Origin of the sequence: Paenibacillus sp. YPG26, assembly GCF_023704175.1 — a bacterium.
GTDB lineage: Bacteria > Bacillota > Bacilli > Paenibacillales > Paenibacillaceae > Fontibacillus.
Genome location: NZ_CP084530.1, coordinates 2,568,533 through 2,584,630 on the forward strand (window position 1 = coordinate 2,568,533; position 16,098 = coordinate 2,584,630).

Here is a 16,098-nt window from a genome sequence, read left to right on the forward strand (position 1 = left end):
CAAAGAAAGATACGTTAGATGTATACGGACATAGATATATCACCTTCACTATAATAGAAGGTCATCCGGGATATCGGATCTTTAATGAATTTGGTATAGCGACCGATCACAATTTTGGATCCGCCATAGATCATTTTAAGTACGTGAACCTTTGCTCTGCTGGTATCCTCCAGCGATTTCTCGATTTCAAGCATTCGTTCTTTAATCTCGGCCTGCTCTCTGAGATGCTGTTTTCTGGTAAGTCCCAGCTTGGCTCTCATCTGCATCTTCTCAGTATTCAGCTTCCCTGCGGCTGCCAGCTGATCTAACAAGGTGAGCGCTTTGTCGGTCTTGTCCATGGCCGCTAAATTCTCCTTGAACTGATTCCTCAGCTCAACCAGCTCATTGCGCAGCTCGGGCAGGACACCTACCTCAATCGTTGTGGTCGTCGACATAGGGTTACCGACAATACGGGCCATCACTTTCTCTCCGGCCTGAATATTGCCGCCAACAATCAGACCTTTAGTGCCGCTGCAAATGACATCCCGGCCTGCTCTGATATTCGAGTGCATGATGCTCTGAGTTACCAGCACATCTTCACCAGCGTAGACATTGCCATCTTGGATAAATCCACTCTTCACGTTATGGCCTGCTTTGATATGTCCTTTGTTATAACCGATGATCCCGCCTGTAATTTCAATTGATCCTCCGGCTTCCAGCTCCGCTCCCTCAACACCGCCGATTACGCGGATATCTCCTGCAGCGGTGACCTTGAATCCCGTAAGCACATTCCCGCGGACGATGACGGTTCCCACAAAGTTAATATTACCTGTATTGTAATCCACGTCACCATTAACTTCATAGATAGGGAAGACATTAATCTTCCCTTTATCGGTTCTGGTCACCAACCCGTCAATGGCCGCATATAGAGCTGTCTGCTCTGGATTGAGAACAACATTTTTACCGACTTTGAATCTGGCCTCTTTGCCTGGTTTGAAGGGAATTTCTTCCCCCGTAACCGCCACCCCCGTCTTGCCAGGTGCAGGAGGGACAAGCTCTGCAATCAGCTGCCCTCTATGCAAATTGTTCAGCCGGATTACATCCTTGTAATCCACACTGCCATCTTCATTCTCATTCGGCCCATGCTGCTCTTGGTTAAGCGGAATCGCATAGCGGACAAATCCGTCCTCTCCTTTAACAGGAGCTGTACCTTCAGCAATCGCGGTGTGTCTGAACATGGGGTCGGTCGGATTCGCCAGGAAGCGGTGCAGGACATCCAGCTGAATTCCGTGAGTGATTCCATTAGCCGCCAAGAAGCTCTGAAGCTGTTCAAAGCTGCATGTGAGACCTTCTTCATCCTCTTTAATTAATTTGAGGTAGGCAGAACTCTTGTCCTCTGAAAGCGCTATACTTAAAAACTGGTTCAAATCTAAATCAACATGCTCGGCCATCCCAAACTCCCTCATTCCTCTAATTCGTCTAATACTCTAGTCATCTTGCATTAACAGATCCCGCTGTTTATCCAAGCTGCCACGAAGCCTTAGGATCGCTTTGGAATGTAGCTGAGAGATTCGCGAAGGAGATAAAGACATAACCTCCGCTATTTCGCTCAGTGATAAGTCTTCATAATAAAGTAAAGAAATGACTGTGCGTTCTTTTTCAGTCAATTTCTCGATTCCCTTAGTCAGTGATTCTTTTAAATGGAATTCGCGGACCTTATAGTCCGGATTCTTAGCTTTGTCATCAACGAGAACAGAGATTCTTGTCTCGGAATCCTCTTCCCGTATCGGGTCCTCCAAGGAACAGAGGCTCATTACTGCTACTTCCTGAAGCATGTGCTGAAATTCTTTTACTGAAACATCGAGATGCTTGCTCATCTCTTCATCCGATACTGTACGAAGATACTGCTGCTCCAACTGCTGGTAGCCTTCTTCGATCTTCTTTGCTTTCTCTCTTACAGAGCGGGGAACCCAGTCACCTTGACGAAGCCCGTCCAATATTGCACCGCGGACTCTCCAAGACGCATAGGTCTCAAACTGCAGACCCCGTTTATAATCGAATTTCTCCACGGCATCAATGAGTCCCATTACACCGTTGCTGGCTAAATCATCTTTAGATACATTTTTGGGAAGGCCCACAGCCAATCTGCCTGACACATAATCCACGATCGGAAGATGCTTCTCAATCAGTGTCTTTTTTGCCTCGATATCGCCGTGTTCCTTCCATCTCTCCCAGACGTCAGCGTAATTAAGAGGCATTGATTTTCGCTCATTCAATTACCTCACCCTCCTTATTTTTCTGTCAGGTGACGAAGGGCTTTGGCCATCTCTTCAGGATCTTGCTCGGATGTCTTGACGAGTTTCGGCGGATTGAGCGGTGAGAATTCACTAGGCTCGCTGGGTACATCAGGTTTTTGTTTCAGGAGATCATTTAATTCTTCAGTCTCATCCGGCGTTGTCAAATCCAGCATGGTTCCCAGGTCCTCATCATCTGCGGAAGCTCTCATCCCGGAGTAATCGGGGTTAGAAGGAGCTGTACGAAGAAATCCGAGTAACCATCTGAGGGCAAAAGCCAATATAAACCAAACTATAAATGCTATACAGCTGCGTATTAAGCTAGTCGTTAATATATTGTTGCTGAAAGATACTATAAATGTAAGTATAAATCCTATTGCTCCAAACAACCAGTTAAACCTTATTTTTCCAGCCATGGCTATAGTTCCTTTTTACCCATTTGTACACTGCGTATGAATAATATACCCGTTTCACAATCCATTTCTATCGTACGGCCGTAATTTCCTCCTGTGTCCTCCCCAATGATAGGCACGCCGAGCTCATTCAGTCTCGCCTTGCAGGACTCAACATTTCGAGGGCCAATCCGGAGAGCGTCTCCTTTACCAGCAAAACTGAACATCTGTGAACCGCCGGCCATCTTAGCCACCAGGCGTTTGGGAGACGCACCAAGGGATATCACTTTCTGGTAGATCGCAGGAACAGCGGTATCCGCGTATTTCGCTATGTTGAGTGCTCCCTCACGGGCTATCTCTGAGGAAGGAAGCATGACATGGGCTAACGCGCCGACCTTAACGTGTGGGTCGTAGAGGGTTACCCCCACACAGGAACCCAGCCCTGTTGTACGGATAAGTCCTTCCTTCTCGATCACATCAAGCTCGGCCATTCCCACTTTGATAATACGCTGTTGATCAATCATGATTCTTCGGCACTCCCAGCGCGGTGAAAATTTGGTCAAAGGATTCAGGATCTGGGATCAGGAAAAACTGACCTTCCACCTCCTGCTGTCCTTCGATAAAGGTTGTATCTATCAATAATGCATCGTCACCCATTTCACCGAACTGTAAAAGTCCATAGCTTAGAATCGCTCCAGCCATATCTATTGCTAGCGCAGGCACCGTAGGAGACAATGATAGACGTGTAAAATCAGCGAGTGAGGACAGATAGGAACCCGCCAGAATATTCCCGATTTCGGACAGGGCTGACCATTCCATTTCTGTGAATTCTTCCTCGTCATCCACAGTCAGATAAGCAAATCTTCTCAGCAGCTTCTTCGCCGCTTCCGGACTAAGAATGAAGAACAGGTTACCCGGGGCATCTCCTTCCACCCGAAAGAAGATAGCCAGCACGATCTTCTCTGCGCCGCCAACTCTCTCGGCAATCGCTTCGAATGGAAGCATTTGCACCTTCGGCACGGCCATGTCGATCGGCTTGTCCAGCAAGCAGGACAATGCAGTGGCGGCGTTACCTGCTCCGATATTTCCGATTTCTTTCAAAATATCCATTTTAAATTCCGCATAGTCCTTGAACAAGTCCACAGTTTAGCCCTCTAAACTTTCTAATTGAATAATCTCATTTCTGTTCAGCACTTCTGATAAATTAAGCATAATCAGCAGCCGTTCTTCGGAGATACGGGCCACTCCATCCAGGTACTTAGCTTTAATTCCTCCAACTACCTCTGGCGGGGAATCAATGATATCCGTGTTCAAATCGATAACATCGTTGGCGGAATCTACAATGAATCCAACCTCTAATTCCTCTGCTGCCACAATGATAATGCGGCTTTGTTCTGTGAACTCAGCTTCAGGCAGCCCAAAGCGGCCGCGCAGATCAATGACTGGAATAACTACACCACGTAGGTTAATAACCCCTTTCACGAATGCAAAAGTCTTGGGCACACGGGTAATCGGTAAGATCCGTTCGATTGTCTGCACCTTATCTACTTCAATTCCGTATTCTTCTTCCCCGAGTTTGAACACGATAACTTTGATGTCTTGTCCCATTGTAACTCCTCCTAAATGGTTATCCGCAATAATTGAAGCTTACTACCTGCTTGCTACTTGATGAAAGTATTAGGATCTATGATAAGAGCAACCTGTCCATCACCCAGTATCGTCGCACCGGCAACCCCCGGAATGGAAGGAAGATACTTCCCAAGATTTTTGATAACAATTTCGTTCTGGCCGATAAACTCCTCAACGGTTAAGGCGGCCAGACGATCGCCCTTGCGAATCACGACAATTTCTGTCTCTTCTTCCGCGGTCTCGTCAAAGTCAGCCACATCGAATATATTCGCCAGTGAAAGCAGCGGAATGTGCGCATCCCGGTATGGAACCATCGTGTATCCATGCAGGGAGCGGATTTGACTGCGCTTGATCATCCCCGTCTCTACAATGGACGATAGAGGAATCGCATATTTCTCGCTTCCAAGCTTGATCAGCATAGCTGAAATGATCGAAAGTGTGAGCGGAAGCTGTACTGAGAACTTGGTACCTTGACCCCATTTGGAAGTAATGAGCACCGTACCACCAAGTGACTCGATTTTGGTCTTCACGACATCAAGTCCAACTCCCCGGCCTGAAATATCCGATATAACCTCAGCTGTACTAAAGCCTGGAGCAAATAGCAGCTGAGCCACCTCATCATCCGTAAGCGAGCTTGCCTCCTCAGACGAGACAACTCCGTTCTTGACCGCTTTGGCAGCTACCTTCTCCCGGTTAACCCCGTATCCGTCATCTTCAATCTCAATGAATACATGGTTGCCGCTATGGAAGGCGCGGAGCTGAATTGTACCTGTCTCCGGCTTGCCAGCTGCAGCGCGGTCAGCGGTTGTCTCAACACCATGGTCAACGGCATTTCGCAAAAGGTGAACCAGCGGGTCGCCGATCTCATCAATAACCGTGCGGTCCAGCTCGGTCTCCGCACCCAAAATAACAAGGTCAATCTTCTTGTTCAGAGACTTCGCCAAATCTCTTACCATACGAGGGAAGCGATTGAACACCGTGTCAACAGGAACCATGCGCAGCTTAAGAACAATATTCTGCAGGTCAGTGCTGACCCGGCTCATATGTTCAACCGTCTCGGTCAATTCCGTTCTCTTAATCTCACCGGCAAGCTGCTCTAACCGAACCCGGTCAATCAGCAGCTCGCTGAACAGATTCATAAGTACATCTAACCGATCAATGTCCACACGAATCGTTCTTGAGGGAGCTGCCGCAGCTTTACGCACTGGGGCATCTGCAGCCTGCGCTGTTTTGGGAGCTGGCACGCCGGAGCCAGTCGGGGCAGAAGGAGCTGCCGCTGGAGCTGCTGGAGCTGCCGGAGTCTCTACGGCCGCAGCCGTCTCAGAAGCACCGCTTTGAGAAATTTGCTTGAGAGATTCCACGTCCAGAACAATTACTTTGGCACTGCCAATTTCAGAAACATTCATAATCATACTTTCCAGCTCAGACGCATCTTTTTGTGTTATGTAGTAGAGCGAGAAACTACGATCGAACTTCTCTTGTTCGATATCCTGTACGGTTGGGTGTGATTTCACCACTTCACCAAATCGTTCAAGAAGGTCAAATACCATATAGGCTCTTACTGCTTTAAGCTGGCAGTCATCACGAATAGCCACATCGATAAATAGAACCTGGTGACCTTCTGTTATAGACTGTTCCAATACAGAGTACTGGAACTCATCCAGCTGGAGCGGATTCTCTCCTGTATTAGCCTTAACCGTGGATGCGGCTGCAGGGGCAGACGCCAAGGGATTCTCCCCTCTGACTATGGCCTGAAGGTTGGCAACGATGGACGTGACATCCTCTTTACCTTCCCCACCCTGGGTAATATCCTGAACCATCGATTGCAGGGCATCAAGGCCTTTAAACAAGGTGTCGAATATAAAATCCTGCATCTTCAGCTTGTCGTTGCGCACAAGGTCAAGCACATTCTCCATTTGGTGTGTCAGAGACGCGAGATCCTCGAATCCCATAGTGGCAGCCATACCCTTCAAGGTATGTGCAGATCTAAAAATAACCTGAACGATAGATATATCTTCCGGGTTGTCCTCAAGCTCCAGCATTTTCTCATTTAACGATTGCAGATGATCATTTGACTCATCAATAAACATGGATAAATATTGATTCATGTCCATGGTGAGACACCTCCTCAAGGATAACTTCCCGTTATTTCACTACTTGTACTAGCTTTGGCGCAATATCATGAAGCGGTAACACATGACTCACACATTTCAATTCCACCGCGGATCGCGGCATTCCATAAACCACACAGGTTTCTTCACTTTCTGCAAAGGTGGAGGTCACTCCCGCATCATACAACCGCTTCATGACTCTCGCCCCATCGCTTCCCATGCCCGTCAGCAGAACTATGTGCCGCTTGAGGGACTCCAAAGGCTGGAGGGACTCGTACAAGACATCCGCAGAAGGTCTATGACCATTGCGCAGCTCATCCTTATTCAACTCGATCCGGTATCCGCCACCGCTGGATGGCTTAACCGTGATGTGATATCCACCCGGGGCGATATATGCCCAGCCCTTTTTGATCTCCATGCCCTCTTCGGCTTCAACTACATGCAGCGGACTCAAGCTGTTAAGCCGCTGAGCGAGTGAGTGTGTGAAGTTAGGCGGCATATGCTGAACAATGACAATAGGTGCTGGAAAGTCCGCCGGAATCTGTTCCAGCAGGGTCTTGAGTGCCCTTGGACCTCCGGTCGAACATCCTATAGCTACAATATCGGTATAAGTACCCGTACGATGAAGACTTGCGGGTCTGCTGTCTTGTCTACCAGCCGGTTCCCGTTCCGGTGTCTTACTATCGTGAACAACACCATTCGTCTTAACCCTTGCCACATCGCCTGCCGCTGGTGGCCTGCTGGATTGTGGCAGCCGCTCCTCTGTGCTTGTGCCTGGCTGGATCTTCGGAGCTTGGGGTGACTTGGGAACTGCTCTACCTGACATTCCAGCCTTGTCTTTGTCCAAAGGACCGCCCCTCAGATCCGGCGCTTCGGATACACTCCGCAGCGGCCTGTTCCGGAGCTTGCTCTGGTGTGTATCCGCAGGCTTAGTCTGCGGCTTGACCGTGGCCTGTTCCAGATGGTCAGCAGACGGCTTTCCTTCGCTGCCTTTATCTTTCGGCATCACTTTGGCAGGTGGTGTAAGTGGAAGCGGAGACGGCTCAGGAAGTGCTCTCGTGGTGGCAGCTTTCCCAGAATCAGCTTCTATTCGTGCTTCCCTACGTTCCTGAGCTTGCATCGCCGTGGCAATCTTCTCCCGGAGCGCCTGCCCAACTTCGTCAATTCCCTGTGAGCTTGTCGTTAACGATGGCTTGCGAATGAAGTCGAAGGCCCCAAGCTCAAGAGCCATAATGGTCTCCCTCATCCCCTCTTCATTAATACCAGACAGCATAATGACCGGGATTGGCTTGTCCGCCATAATCTTCCGAAGCGCTTCAAGACCATTCATTTCCGGCATCTCCACATCCATCGTTACTAGATCAGGCTGTAGTTGGGCAATGAGCTCAATGGCTTCTTTCCCGTTTTGAGCTGTACCCTCTACTTTGAGCAGGGGATCCTGTTCGATCAAATCGGAAATTATCTTTCGCATAAACGCCGAATCGTCAACTACCAGAATGCGATAAGGCCTCATGTTTTGTTCCTCCTGTTCCTATCATCAAGAATCATTTTGTCCGTCTTAACCATTTGTGTAAAAATCCTTTGATTCCCGTCAAGGTACCTGTATCTTGAATCATGCCCTTCGCAATATAGTTGGCGGCCAGTTTGTGAATATCACGTGATGCATTACAGTTAGGATAAGCTACAGTAAAAGGAACTTGTTTTTTCACAGCTTGAACCACATGATGATCATCACTCAAATACCCAAGCATGGGAATTTCAATATCCAGGAATTTTCGAGCAACCAGAGATATTTTGTCAGCGACCTGCCGTGCTTCCCTCTCATTCTCGACCCGGTTAATCATTAACTGGAAAGGAACTACCTCATCCATACCGCCAACCACTTTAATAAGCGCATAGGCATCGGTGATTGAGGTTGGTTCAGGTGTGGTTACAACCAGGCACTCATCTGCTGCGGTAATAAACTTTAAAGTTTCCTTCGACAATCCGGCACCTGTATCAAAAATGATATAGTCCATTTCACCCGAGATTTCTTCAATTTGCTCTGTGAAGTAGTTCAGGTCTGAATCCGATAACGTGAACAGATCAGCCAGGCCGGATCCTCCTGGAATAAAAGGAAGCGAATCAATTCCCTGCTCCATGATCTCGCGTATATTCTTCTCACCTTTTAATAAATGATAGAGACTATACCTCGGCCTTACTCCCATTAACACATCAATATTCGCCATTCCGATGTCTGCGTCAAATAGTAGAACCTTCTTGTTAAGAGCCTTTAAGGCAAGGGCGAAGTTCAATGTAAAATTGGACTTGCCAACTCCCCCTTTTCCACTGCTGACTGTAATAATTCGCGCACTTCCCGGGGCCTTGGGTTGTTCCTGCTGCTCCATGGACGATACTAGTTGTCTAAGAGATTCAGCCTGATCGTTCATTGTGTCCGCTCTCCCATAAGCTCTCGAATCAGCAGATCGGGTGTGGCGGTGAGCAGGTCATCCGGAACATTTTGCCCATTGGTCAAGTATGACAGCTCAAGCGGATACTCATGAATCAGGTTAAATAAAGGCCCGCAGGTATCTGTCTCATCCAGTTTGGTGAAGATAACCTTGTCCAGTCCAAAGCGGCTGAAGTTCTCAGTGATCGTCCTCATATCTCTGCTCTTGGAAGTAAGGCTTAACACCAGATAAGTCTCACTTTGTTCGTCCCGGTTCAGCAGGCTATGCAGCTCGGCAACGAACAGCTCATTCAAGTAATTGCGCCCTGCCGTATCCATAAAAATAAGATCGCAATGCTGGAACCGCTGCACTGCACGGTGCACATCGCCTGGCGATTGAACCACCTCAATGGGCACATTTAGAATCGAGGCATAGGTTCTCAGCTGCTCGATTGCGGAGATCCGGTAAGTGTCTGCTGTTATGAAGCCGACTTTCTTTTGCCTGCGAAAAATCTGGTCAGCCGCAAGCTTCGCAATCGTTGTCGTCTTGCCTACCCCGGTAGGCCCGGCAATATACACAATTCGGGTGCTGTCCGAAATCCCGGTTCCAATTCTACCGTCCAGAAAAGCTTGAATCTGCTCCTGAACGAGTCTTGATGCAACACCTTCATCTAGCGCGCTGTCATCCGTCCAATGCAGATAAGCCTTGGAAATCCAATCTTCAACTAGTTCGGATGAGACTCCCTGCTCAGTGAGACGATGCTGGATTTCGAGCAAAGATTGGGGAAGCTCAGGTTCTCCGTTATCACGGGAAGCAAGCTTGCTCATCATGACTTTCATCTGCTGTATCTCTTCAAATAAACGCTCATCCTTGTTAACTGCTGAAGTCTCTTTGGCTGCTACAGGTGCTGACCGTATAGTATCTTGTATAGGTAAATCCTCAGCCACTGCCTCTACCTGCCGCTGCTCTGTCACTTCGGCTGTTGCAGTTGCACTAGGCAGCTTTTCTTGTCGTTCATCTACTGCAAGCTGAGCGGATTTCCGGTAAGCTTCCGGCACACTTGCTCTTGCTACAGGAGCAGGATACACGGCTTGACGCGCCTTGTGGTTCTCAGGCTGCTGAGCAGCCGGTTCACCCGATTCTGTAGCCGCAATAACCTCAATCCTCTTCTTCTGGAACATCCCAAGGAACCCGCCGATCTTCATTTCCTTGGTACTCAGAATTACAGCATCCTTGCCAAGCTCGGTTCTAATCTTCTGCATCGCGTCGGGCATAGTCTCGACAATATATCTCTTTACTCTCATAGATTCACCACTCCGACACTTTGAATTTCAACATTCGGCTCCAGTTCACTATATGACAGAACCGGGATGTCCTGCATCGTCCGCTCAATGACCTGGCGCAAGTACATTCGAATCGTCGGAGATGTTAGAACAATCGGCTGTTGGCCTGACTGGATAAGTCTATTAATCTGTTCGGTCAGCTTCTGATATACCGTCTGTGTGGATATTGGATCAAGAGCCAGGTAGCTGCCTTGATCTGATTGCTGAACACTTTCCGCAATCTTCTTCTCAAGAGTTGGACCTACGGTAATTACCCGCATTGTCTCCCCGTTCTGGGTGAATTGCTGGGTGATCTGTCTTGAGAGCGCCTGTCTTACATATTCCGTGAGCACATCCGGATCTTTCGTGTAGGTGCCGTAATCGGCGAGAGTCTCGAATATCGTAACCATATCACGAATAGAAATCTTCTCCCGAAGCAGCTTCGCGAGAACCTTCTGCACATCCCCTACGGAGAGGACAGACGGGATAAGGTCATCCACGAGAATAGGATAGTTGTCCCTGAGATTGTCGATAAGCGTCTTCGTCTCCTGACGGCCAAGCAGTTCATGAGCATGTCTCTTGATCATTTCAGTTAAGTGTGTAGCTACAACGGAAGGCGGATCAACGACCGTATATCCGGATAATTCAGCACGTTCCTTAGTAGGTTCATCAATCCAGAGAGCCGGAAGTCCGAAGGCTGGCTCCTGGGTCTCTATTCCGGTAATCGAATCATCTTCATATCCGGGGCTCATTGCCAGGTAATGGTTAAGCAGCAGCTCCCCGCCGCCTACCGTATTTCCCTTGATTTTTATCACATATTCATTCGGTCTAAGCTGAATATTGTCACGAATCCGAATGACGGGTACGACAAGCCCCATTTCCAGTGCACACTGTCTGCGAATCATAATAATCCGGTCAAGCAAATCCCCGCCCTGCTGAGTGTCTGCCAGTGGTATAAGCCCATATCCGAACTCAAACTCAATAGGATCCACCTGAAGAAGGTTAATCACACTTTCTGGGCTGCGCACCTCTTCGATCTGCTGCTCCTCCTCCTCCTGCTCCTGGGCAACCTGGCGTTGGTTCATATTGTTCTGCATCCGCCAAGCCGCATAACCCAGCAGGCCTGCAAGTGGCAGTGTTGATATGATTCCAATAGGTGTGAATAATCCAAGCGCGCTGATCGTTCCAGCGACAATGTAGATTAATTTCGGATAAGTAAAGAGCTGGCCGGTGATGTCATCTGCCAGATTCCCTTCGGAAGAAGCACGGGTTACAATTAGACCCGCTGATGTCGAGATAAGCAGAGCCGGGATTTGACTGACCAGACCATCCCCGATGGTAAGGAGGGAATACGTCGATAATGCTTCCATAAAAGGTTTTCCGTGCATCGCCACTCCGATGATGAATCCACCAATCAGGTTGATGACGAGAATGATAATGCCTGCGATGGCGTCTCCTTTTACAAACTTACTCGCCCCGTCCATAGCCCCGTAGAAGTCAGCTTCACGTTCTATTTTGCGGCGGCGTTCTCTTGCCTGCTGTTCATTGATAAGGCCTGCGTTCAAGTCAGCATCAATACTCATCTGCTTACCTGGCATCGCATCCAGCGTGAAGCGTGCGCCTACCTCTGCAACACGTTCAGAGCCTTTCGTAATAACAATAAACTGAACGACAACGAGGATCAGGAACACGATAAAGCCGACTACAGGCTGTCCCTGCGATACCCAGCTTCCGAAGGTTGCAACCACGTGTCCCGCCTCACCCTGTCCAAGAATCAACTTGGTTGTAGACACGTTAAGTGCCAAACGGAACAAGGTCGTGATCAGCAGCATCGCTGGAAAGATCGAGAACTGCAAAGCCTCTCTGGTATTCATGGCTACCAGGAGAATCATCATAGCCAGTGAAATATTAATAACGAGAAGAATATCCAGCAGCCAGCTGGGGATTGGGAGGATCATCATCATGACAATACCAATGATTCCGAGCAGTATAGAAATATCTTTAATTTTCATTCATACCCCGCCTCCCAACCCGAATTATTTGACTTTCCCTTTAAGCTTATATACATAGGCCAACACTTCAGCAACGGCTTGGAACAGATCAGCGGGAACACTGTCCCCGATCTCTGATCGCTGAAATAAAGCTCGTGCCAGCGGCTTGTTTTCCATAATTGTAACCCCATTATCTTTCGCAATCTCCCTAATTCGAAGAGCAACGAAATCCTGTCCTTTAGCAACAACTTGAGGCGCCTCCATCTGAGTACCGTCATACTTCAACGCTACCGCGAAGTGAGTCGGGTTCGTAATAATCACGTCCGCTTTGGGTACTTCCTGCATCATACGCTGCATGGCCATATGACGCTGTCTTTCCCGGATTTTCCCTTTAATCTGCGGATCGCCTTCCATTTTCTTATATTCATCCTTGATGTCCTGTTTTGACATCTTCAAGCTCTTCTCATGCTCATATTTCTGATATATATAATCCAGGATTGCTAGAATGAACAACCCGACTGCTGTCTTGATTCCCAGACTAACAGTTAATTGTACCGCAAAAGAAAATGTGTCCTCCACCGGAAGCTGACCAAGCTTGGCAATATCGCCTCTTGCCCCCCAGATGGTTGTGTATACCAGATAACTGATTACGGTTAGTTTGAGTATCGATTTCAGAAACTCTACGAACGCTTTCATAGAGAAAATATTTTTAAAGCCTTTTATTGGATCCAGCTTGCTAAACTTCGGTGTTAACCCTTCCCCGTTAAGCATAAAGCCGATTTGCGCATAGTTCGCTACCAGTCCTACCAATATGACTACCACGAACACGGGCGCGAGCATAAGCAGAATTTGCACACCATAATCGCCGAGCAGGACCATTACATTCTCCTGGGTAACGTCCATGGATAACCGATTAATGAATATGTCGGTATACAGGGATATCATCCTGGTCTTGAGAAAGCCTCCAAAAGCCATCATACACAGAAAGGAAGTAAGCAGGATCAACGCTGCCGATATATCCATACTTTTGGCTACCTGACCCTTTTTGCGCGCATCCTGCCGTTTCTTCGGCGTTGCCTTCTCTGTCTTGTCGTCAGCGAATAGCTGCAGGTTGAGTGCATACCTGTACTGCAATTAATTCCCTCCTTGCTTAACCCGGTCTTTGACCTATCGCTCCCATCAGGTTCTCAAGCGACTTGAACATCACCTGGAACAAATACTCAAATGCATAGATTAGACTTGGCATAAGCAGCAGGAGCAGAAGCAGGCCTACAATAATCTTCAGCGGTACGCCAATAACAAACACGTTGAACTGCGGCGCCGTCTTCGCCAGAAATCCTAAGGCTACATCTGTTAAGAACAAAGCGACTACAAGCGGAGCGGACATCTGAAATGCCAGAACGAACGACTCGCTGAACGTCCTAAGCAGGAATTCAGACAAGTTACCACTATAAATCCGGCTGAAAAAATCATTGCTCAATGGAATCCAGTTATAGCTTCGCATGATGGCTTGAAGCAGATAATGATGACCATTAATACTTAAGAACAGCAGTGTGGCTATCATATATTTGAAATTACTGATCATTGGGGCAGACGCCCCTGTCATTGGATCAATAACATTGGCTATACTGAACCCAATTTGCAGGTCAATAAAAGCGCCTGCCATTTGAATGACCGAAAACATAAGAGTAGCAACATAACCCATTAATAATCCAATTAATATTTCCCGGAGAATAAATAGAAAATAACTTAAGTCCACCGGTACGGTCTCTGTAATTCCACTGACCAGATAGACAATTAACGCAATCATTGCGGACAAACCAACTTTGAACGTTGTCGGCACCGAGCGTGATGCAAAGATAGGAGCTACCACAAAAAACGATGTGATTCGACAAAAGATAAGCAAAAAAACAGAAAACCCCTGCAGCAACAGATCCATGTTCATGCTGGCTAACCGATATAACTGGATAAGTTACTTAATATTCCAGAGGTGAAATCAACCAGTGTAGTTAATATCCAAGGACCGAACAACAAGAGCGCCAACAGGACAGCAACAATTTTTGGAACGAATGCAAGTGTCTGCTCCTGGATCTGGGTGGTTGCTTGGAATATACTAATTACCAAACCTACCACCAAGCCTAGAATCAGCATCGGCGCACTGACTTCCAAAACAATATAAACGGCTTGTCCGGCCAACCCTATAATAAACTCCGAACTCATAACCGTCCCCCTTGTTCTCTTAGTGTGACACACGCCGGTACAACAACACTTGTCATGTGCCAAAGCTCGCCAGCAGAGACTTGACGACCAAATACCACCCGTCTACAAGCACAAATAGCAAAATCTTAAATGGCAATGAGATCATTACCGGAGGAAGCATCATCATCCCCATCGCCATAAGCGTACTCGAGACTACCATATCTATAATTAGAAAAGGTATAAATATCATAAATCCCATTTGAAACGCAGTCTTCAGTTCACTGATAGCATAAGCCGGAACAAGAACTGTTATCGGGAGATCCTCGTAACTTTGTGGCTTCTCTGTCTTCGTATAGCTCATGAACAGCTGCAGATCCTTATTCCTGGTGTGGGTATACATGAATTTCTTCATCGGCACAGCTGCCTTCTCAAGAGCTGCAGTCTGAGTAAGTTCACCTTTTAAGTAAGGTTGAAGAGCAACATCATTAATCTGTGACAATGTTGGGCTCATCACGAACAGCGTTAAGAATAATGCGAGACCCACAAGCACCTGGTTAGGCGGCATCTGCTGAGTACCTAACGCACTGCGTACAAATCCAAGAACAATAACGATCCGGGTGAAGCTTGTCATTAATACCAGTATGGCCGGAGCCACACTGAGTATAGTAATGAGCAATAGGATGGAAAGAGAGCTTGTACTAGGCTTGCTCCCGTCTGAGTCCCCGACCTGTACACTGATATTCGGTATGGGATCAGCGGCTGAAGCTATAGTAGTAGAAAAAACGCTTATAAGCATCATAAGTAAAGCGGCAATAACGACCTTTTTCTTCATTGAACCCTCTACCGATCTTTAGTTTGTTCGTCCTGCAGCAATTCTTCCATCTGCTGCTTCCGATTGGGCAGCTTGCGAAGCTTGGATTCGAACACCTCATGAAAAGGAGTCTCTACCAGTTCCTCACCTTCGGGAGGAGGCTCCTTGCGGAAGCGGGATACCAGGCCGGACAAAGCGGATGTAAGGTTTCCGAATTCCGGTGCCTCTACCTCAAAGGAGCTCAGCAGAACTTCGACCTCTTCAGGATCAGAAATCTTATCGAGCAGGGAAATATCTTCACCTACACCGATAAGATACACTGTGTTCCCGATCTCCACTACCTGAAGAGATTTATTAGGTCCAAGCCCGATTGCTCCTACCGTCCTTATGGAGCGGGTCTTGGAGAAAAAGCGGTTACGTCTTCCTAAAAAACGGATTAATAGTACAATCAGAACAATAATGACAGCCAGAACAACAATAACAGTGATCAAGCTTGAGTAAAAATTACCGCTGTCAAACCCTGTTTGATCTGAAATGGCCAGGTTCATAGGCCTGTCCTACACACCAAGTGTCTTGTTAATGGCTTCCACAACACGATCGGATTGGAAAGGCTTAACGATAAAGTCCTTCGCACCCGCTTGGATTGCGTCAATAACCATTGCCTGCTGACCCATTGCGGAACACATAATAACTTTAGCCCCGGCGTCCAGCTTCTTGATTTCTTTAAGGGCAGCAATTCCATCCATTTCTGGCATGGTAATATCCATTGTAATAAGATCCGGGCGAAGCTCTTTATATTTTTCGATCGCTTGAGCGCCATCTTGTGCTTCCCCTACTACTTCAAAACCATTTTTAGTCAGAATGTCTCTGATCATCATACGCATAAATGCAGCATCGTCCACGATAAGAATTCGATTTGCCATTGATTTAAATCCTCCCTA

17 protein-coding genes are annotated in these 16,098 nt (G+C 47.5%); all 17 read right to left on the minus strand.

The window, feature by feature from the left end; genetic code table 11:
* Window positions 1–14: 14 nt before the first annotated feature.
* A complete protein-coding gene (locus LDO05_RS12020) occupies window positions 15–1,430 on the minus strand; it encodes a FapA family protein (protein ID WP_251375631.1) in 1,416 nt (471 codons plus the stop codon).
* A gap of 36 nt (window positions 1,431–1,466) precedes the next feature.
* Window positions 1,467–2,255 (minus strand): FliA/WhiG family RNA polymerase sigma factor, encoded by a 789-nt coding sequence (locus LDO05_RS12025; protein WP_251375632.1) that lies wholly within the window; start codon window positions 2,253–2,255, stop codon window positions 1,467–1,469.
* 14 nt (window positions 2,256–2,269) lie between these two features.
* Window positions 2,270–2,449: a hypothetical protein gene (locus LDO05_RS18925; RefSeq protein WP_346657570.1), complete on the minus strand. Its 180-nt coding sequence runs from the start codon at window positions 2,447–2,449 to the stop codon at window positions 2,270–2,272.
* A gap of 242 nt (window positions 2,450–2,691) precedes the next feature.
* The gene (locus LDO05_RS12035; protein ID WP_251375634.1) at window positions 2,692–3,189 is read right to left on the minus strand and encodes a chemotaxis protein CheD; all 498 of its coding nucleotides are present in this window, start codon (window positions 3,187–3,189) and stop codon (window positions 2,692–2,694) included.
* On the minus strand, window positions 3,182–3,775 hold the full coding sequence (locus tag LDO05_RS12040; RefSeq protein WP_481857060.1) for a chemotaxis protein CheC: 594 nt from the start codon (window positions 3,773–3,775) through the stop codon (window positions 3,182–3,184). The genes LDO05_RS12035 and LDO05_RS12040 overlap by 8 nt, the downstream gene beginning before the upstream one ends.
* Before the next feature lie 36 nt (window positions 3,776–3,811).
* On the minus strand, window positions 3,812–4,273 hold the full coding sequence (locus LDO05_RS12045; protein WP_127199678.1) for a chemotaxis protein CheW: 462 nt from the start codon (window positions 4,271–4,273) through the stop codon (window positions 3,812–3,814).
* Between the two features lie 53 nt (window positions 4,274–4,326).
* On the minus strand, window positions 4,327–6,408 hold the full coding sequence (locus LDO05_RS12050) for a chemotaxis protein CheA (RefSeq protein ID WP_251375636.1): 2,082 nt from the start codon (window positions 6,406–6,408) through the stop codon (window positions 4,327–4,329).
* A 31-nt stretch (window positions 6,409–6,439) separates the two neighbouring features.
* Window positions 6,440–7,918 carry a protein-glutamate methylesterase/protein-glutamine glutaminase gene (locus tag LDO05_RS12055; protein WP_251375637.1) on the minus strand — a complete coding sequence of 493 codons (1,479 nt, stop codon included), beginning with the start codon at window positions 7,916–7,918 and terminating at the stop codon, window positions 6,440–6,442.
* A gap of 31 nt (window positions 7,919–7,949) precedes the next feature.
* Window positions 7,950–8,834 (minus strand): MinD/ParA family protein, encoded by an 885-nt coding sequence (locus LDO05_RS12060; protein WP_251375638.1) that lies wholly within the window; start codon window positions 8,832–8,834, stop codon window positions 7,950–7,952.
* The gene (gene flhF / locus LDO05_RS12065; protein WP_251375639.1) at window positions 8,831–10,138 is read right to left on the minus strand and encodes a flagellar biosynthesis GTPase FlhF; all 1,308 of its coding nucleotides are present in this window, start codon (window positions 10,136–10,138) and stop codon (window positions 8,831–8,833) included. Before flhF ends, LDO05_RS12060 begins: the two co-directional genes overlap by 4 nt.
* Window positions 10,135–12,168, minus strand: a complete 2,034-nt coding sequence (gene flhA / locus LDO05_RS12070) for a flagellar biosynthesis protein FlhA (RefSeq protein WP_251375640.1) — start codon at window positions 12,166–12,168, stop codon at window positions 10,135–10,137. The genes flhF and flhA overlap by 4 nt, the downstream gene beginning before the upstream one ends.
* Before the next feature lie 24 nt (window positions 12,169–12,192).
* Complete coding sequence (gene flhB / locus LDO05_RS12075; protein ID WP_251375641.1) at window positions 12,193–13,281, minus strand: flagellar biosynthesis protein FlhB; 1,089 nt, start codon at window positions 13,279–13,281, stop codon at window positions 12,193–12,195.
* A 16-nt stretch (window positions 13,282–13,297) separates the two neighbouring features.
* Window positions 13,298–14,086: a flagellar biosynthetic protein FliR gene (gene fliR / locus LDO05_RS12080; RefSeq protein WP_251378710.1), complete on the minus strand. Its 789-nt coding sequence runs from the start codon at window positions 14,084–14,086 to the stop codon at window positions 13,298–13,300.
* Between the two features lie 11 nt (window positions 14,087–14,097).
* Complete coding sequence (fliQ, locus tag LDO05_RS12085) at window positions 14,098–14,367, minus strand: flagellar biosynthesis protein FliQ (RefSeq protein WP_251375642.1); 270 nt, start codon at window positions 14,365–14,367, stop codon at window positions 14,098–14,100.
* Between the two features lie 52 nt (window positions 14,368–14,419).
* Complete coding sequence (gene fliP / locus LDO05_RS12090; RefSeq protein WP_251375643.1) at window positions 14,420–15,178, minus strand: flagellar type III secretion system pore protein FliP; 759 nt, start codon at window positions 15,176–15,178, stop codon at window positions 14,420–14,422.
* 8 nt (window positions 15,179–15,186) lie between these two features.
* Window positions 15,187–15,705: a flagellar biosynthetic protein FliO gene (locus tag LDO05_RS12095; RefSeq protein WP_251375644.1), complete on the minus strand. Its 519-nt coding sequence runs from the start codon at window positions 15,703–15,705 to the stop codon at window positions 15,187–15,189.
* A 9-nt stretch (window positions 15,706–15,714) separates the two neighbouring features.
* The gene (locus LDO05_RS12100; RefSeq protein WP_251375645.1) at window positions 15,715–16,080 is read right to left on the minus strand and encodes a response regulator; all 366 of its coding nucleotides are present in this window, start codon (window positions 16,078–16,080) and stop codon (window positions 15,715–15,717) included.
* Between the last annotated feature and the right edge of the window lie 18 nt (window positions 16,081–16,098).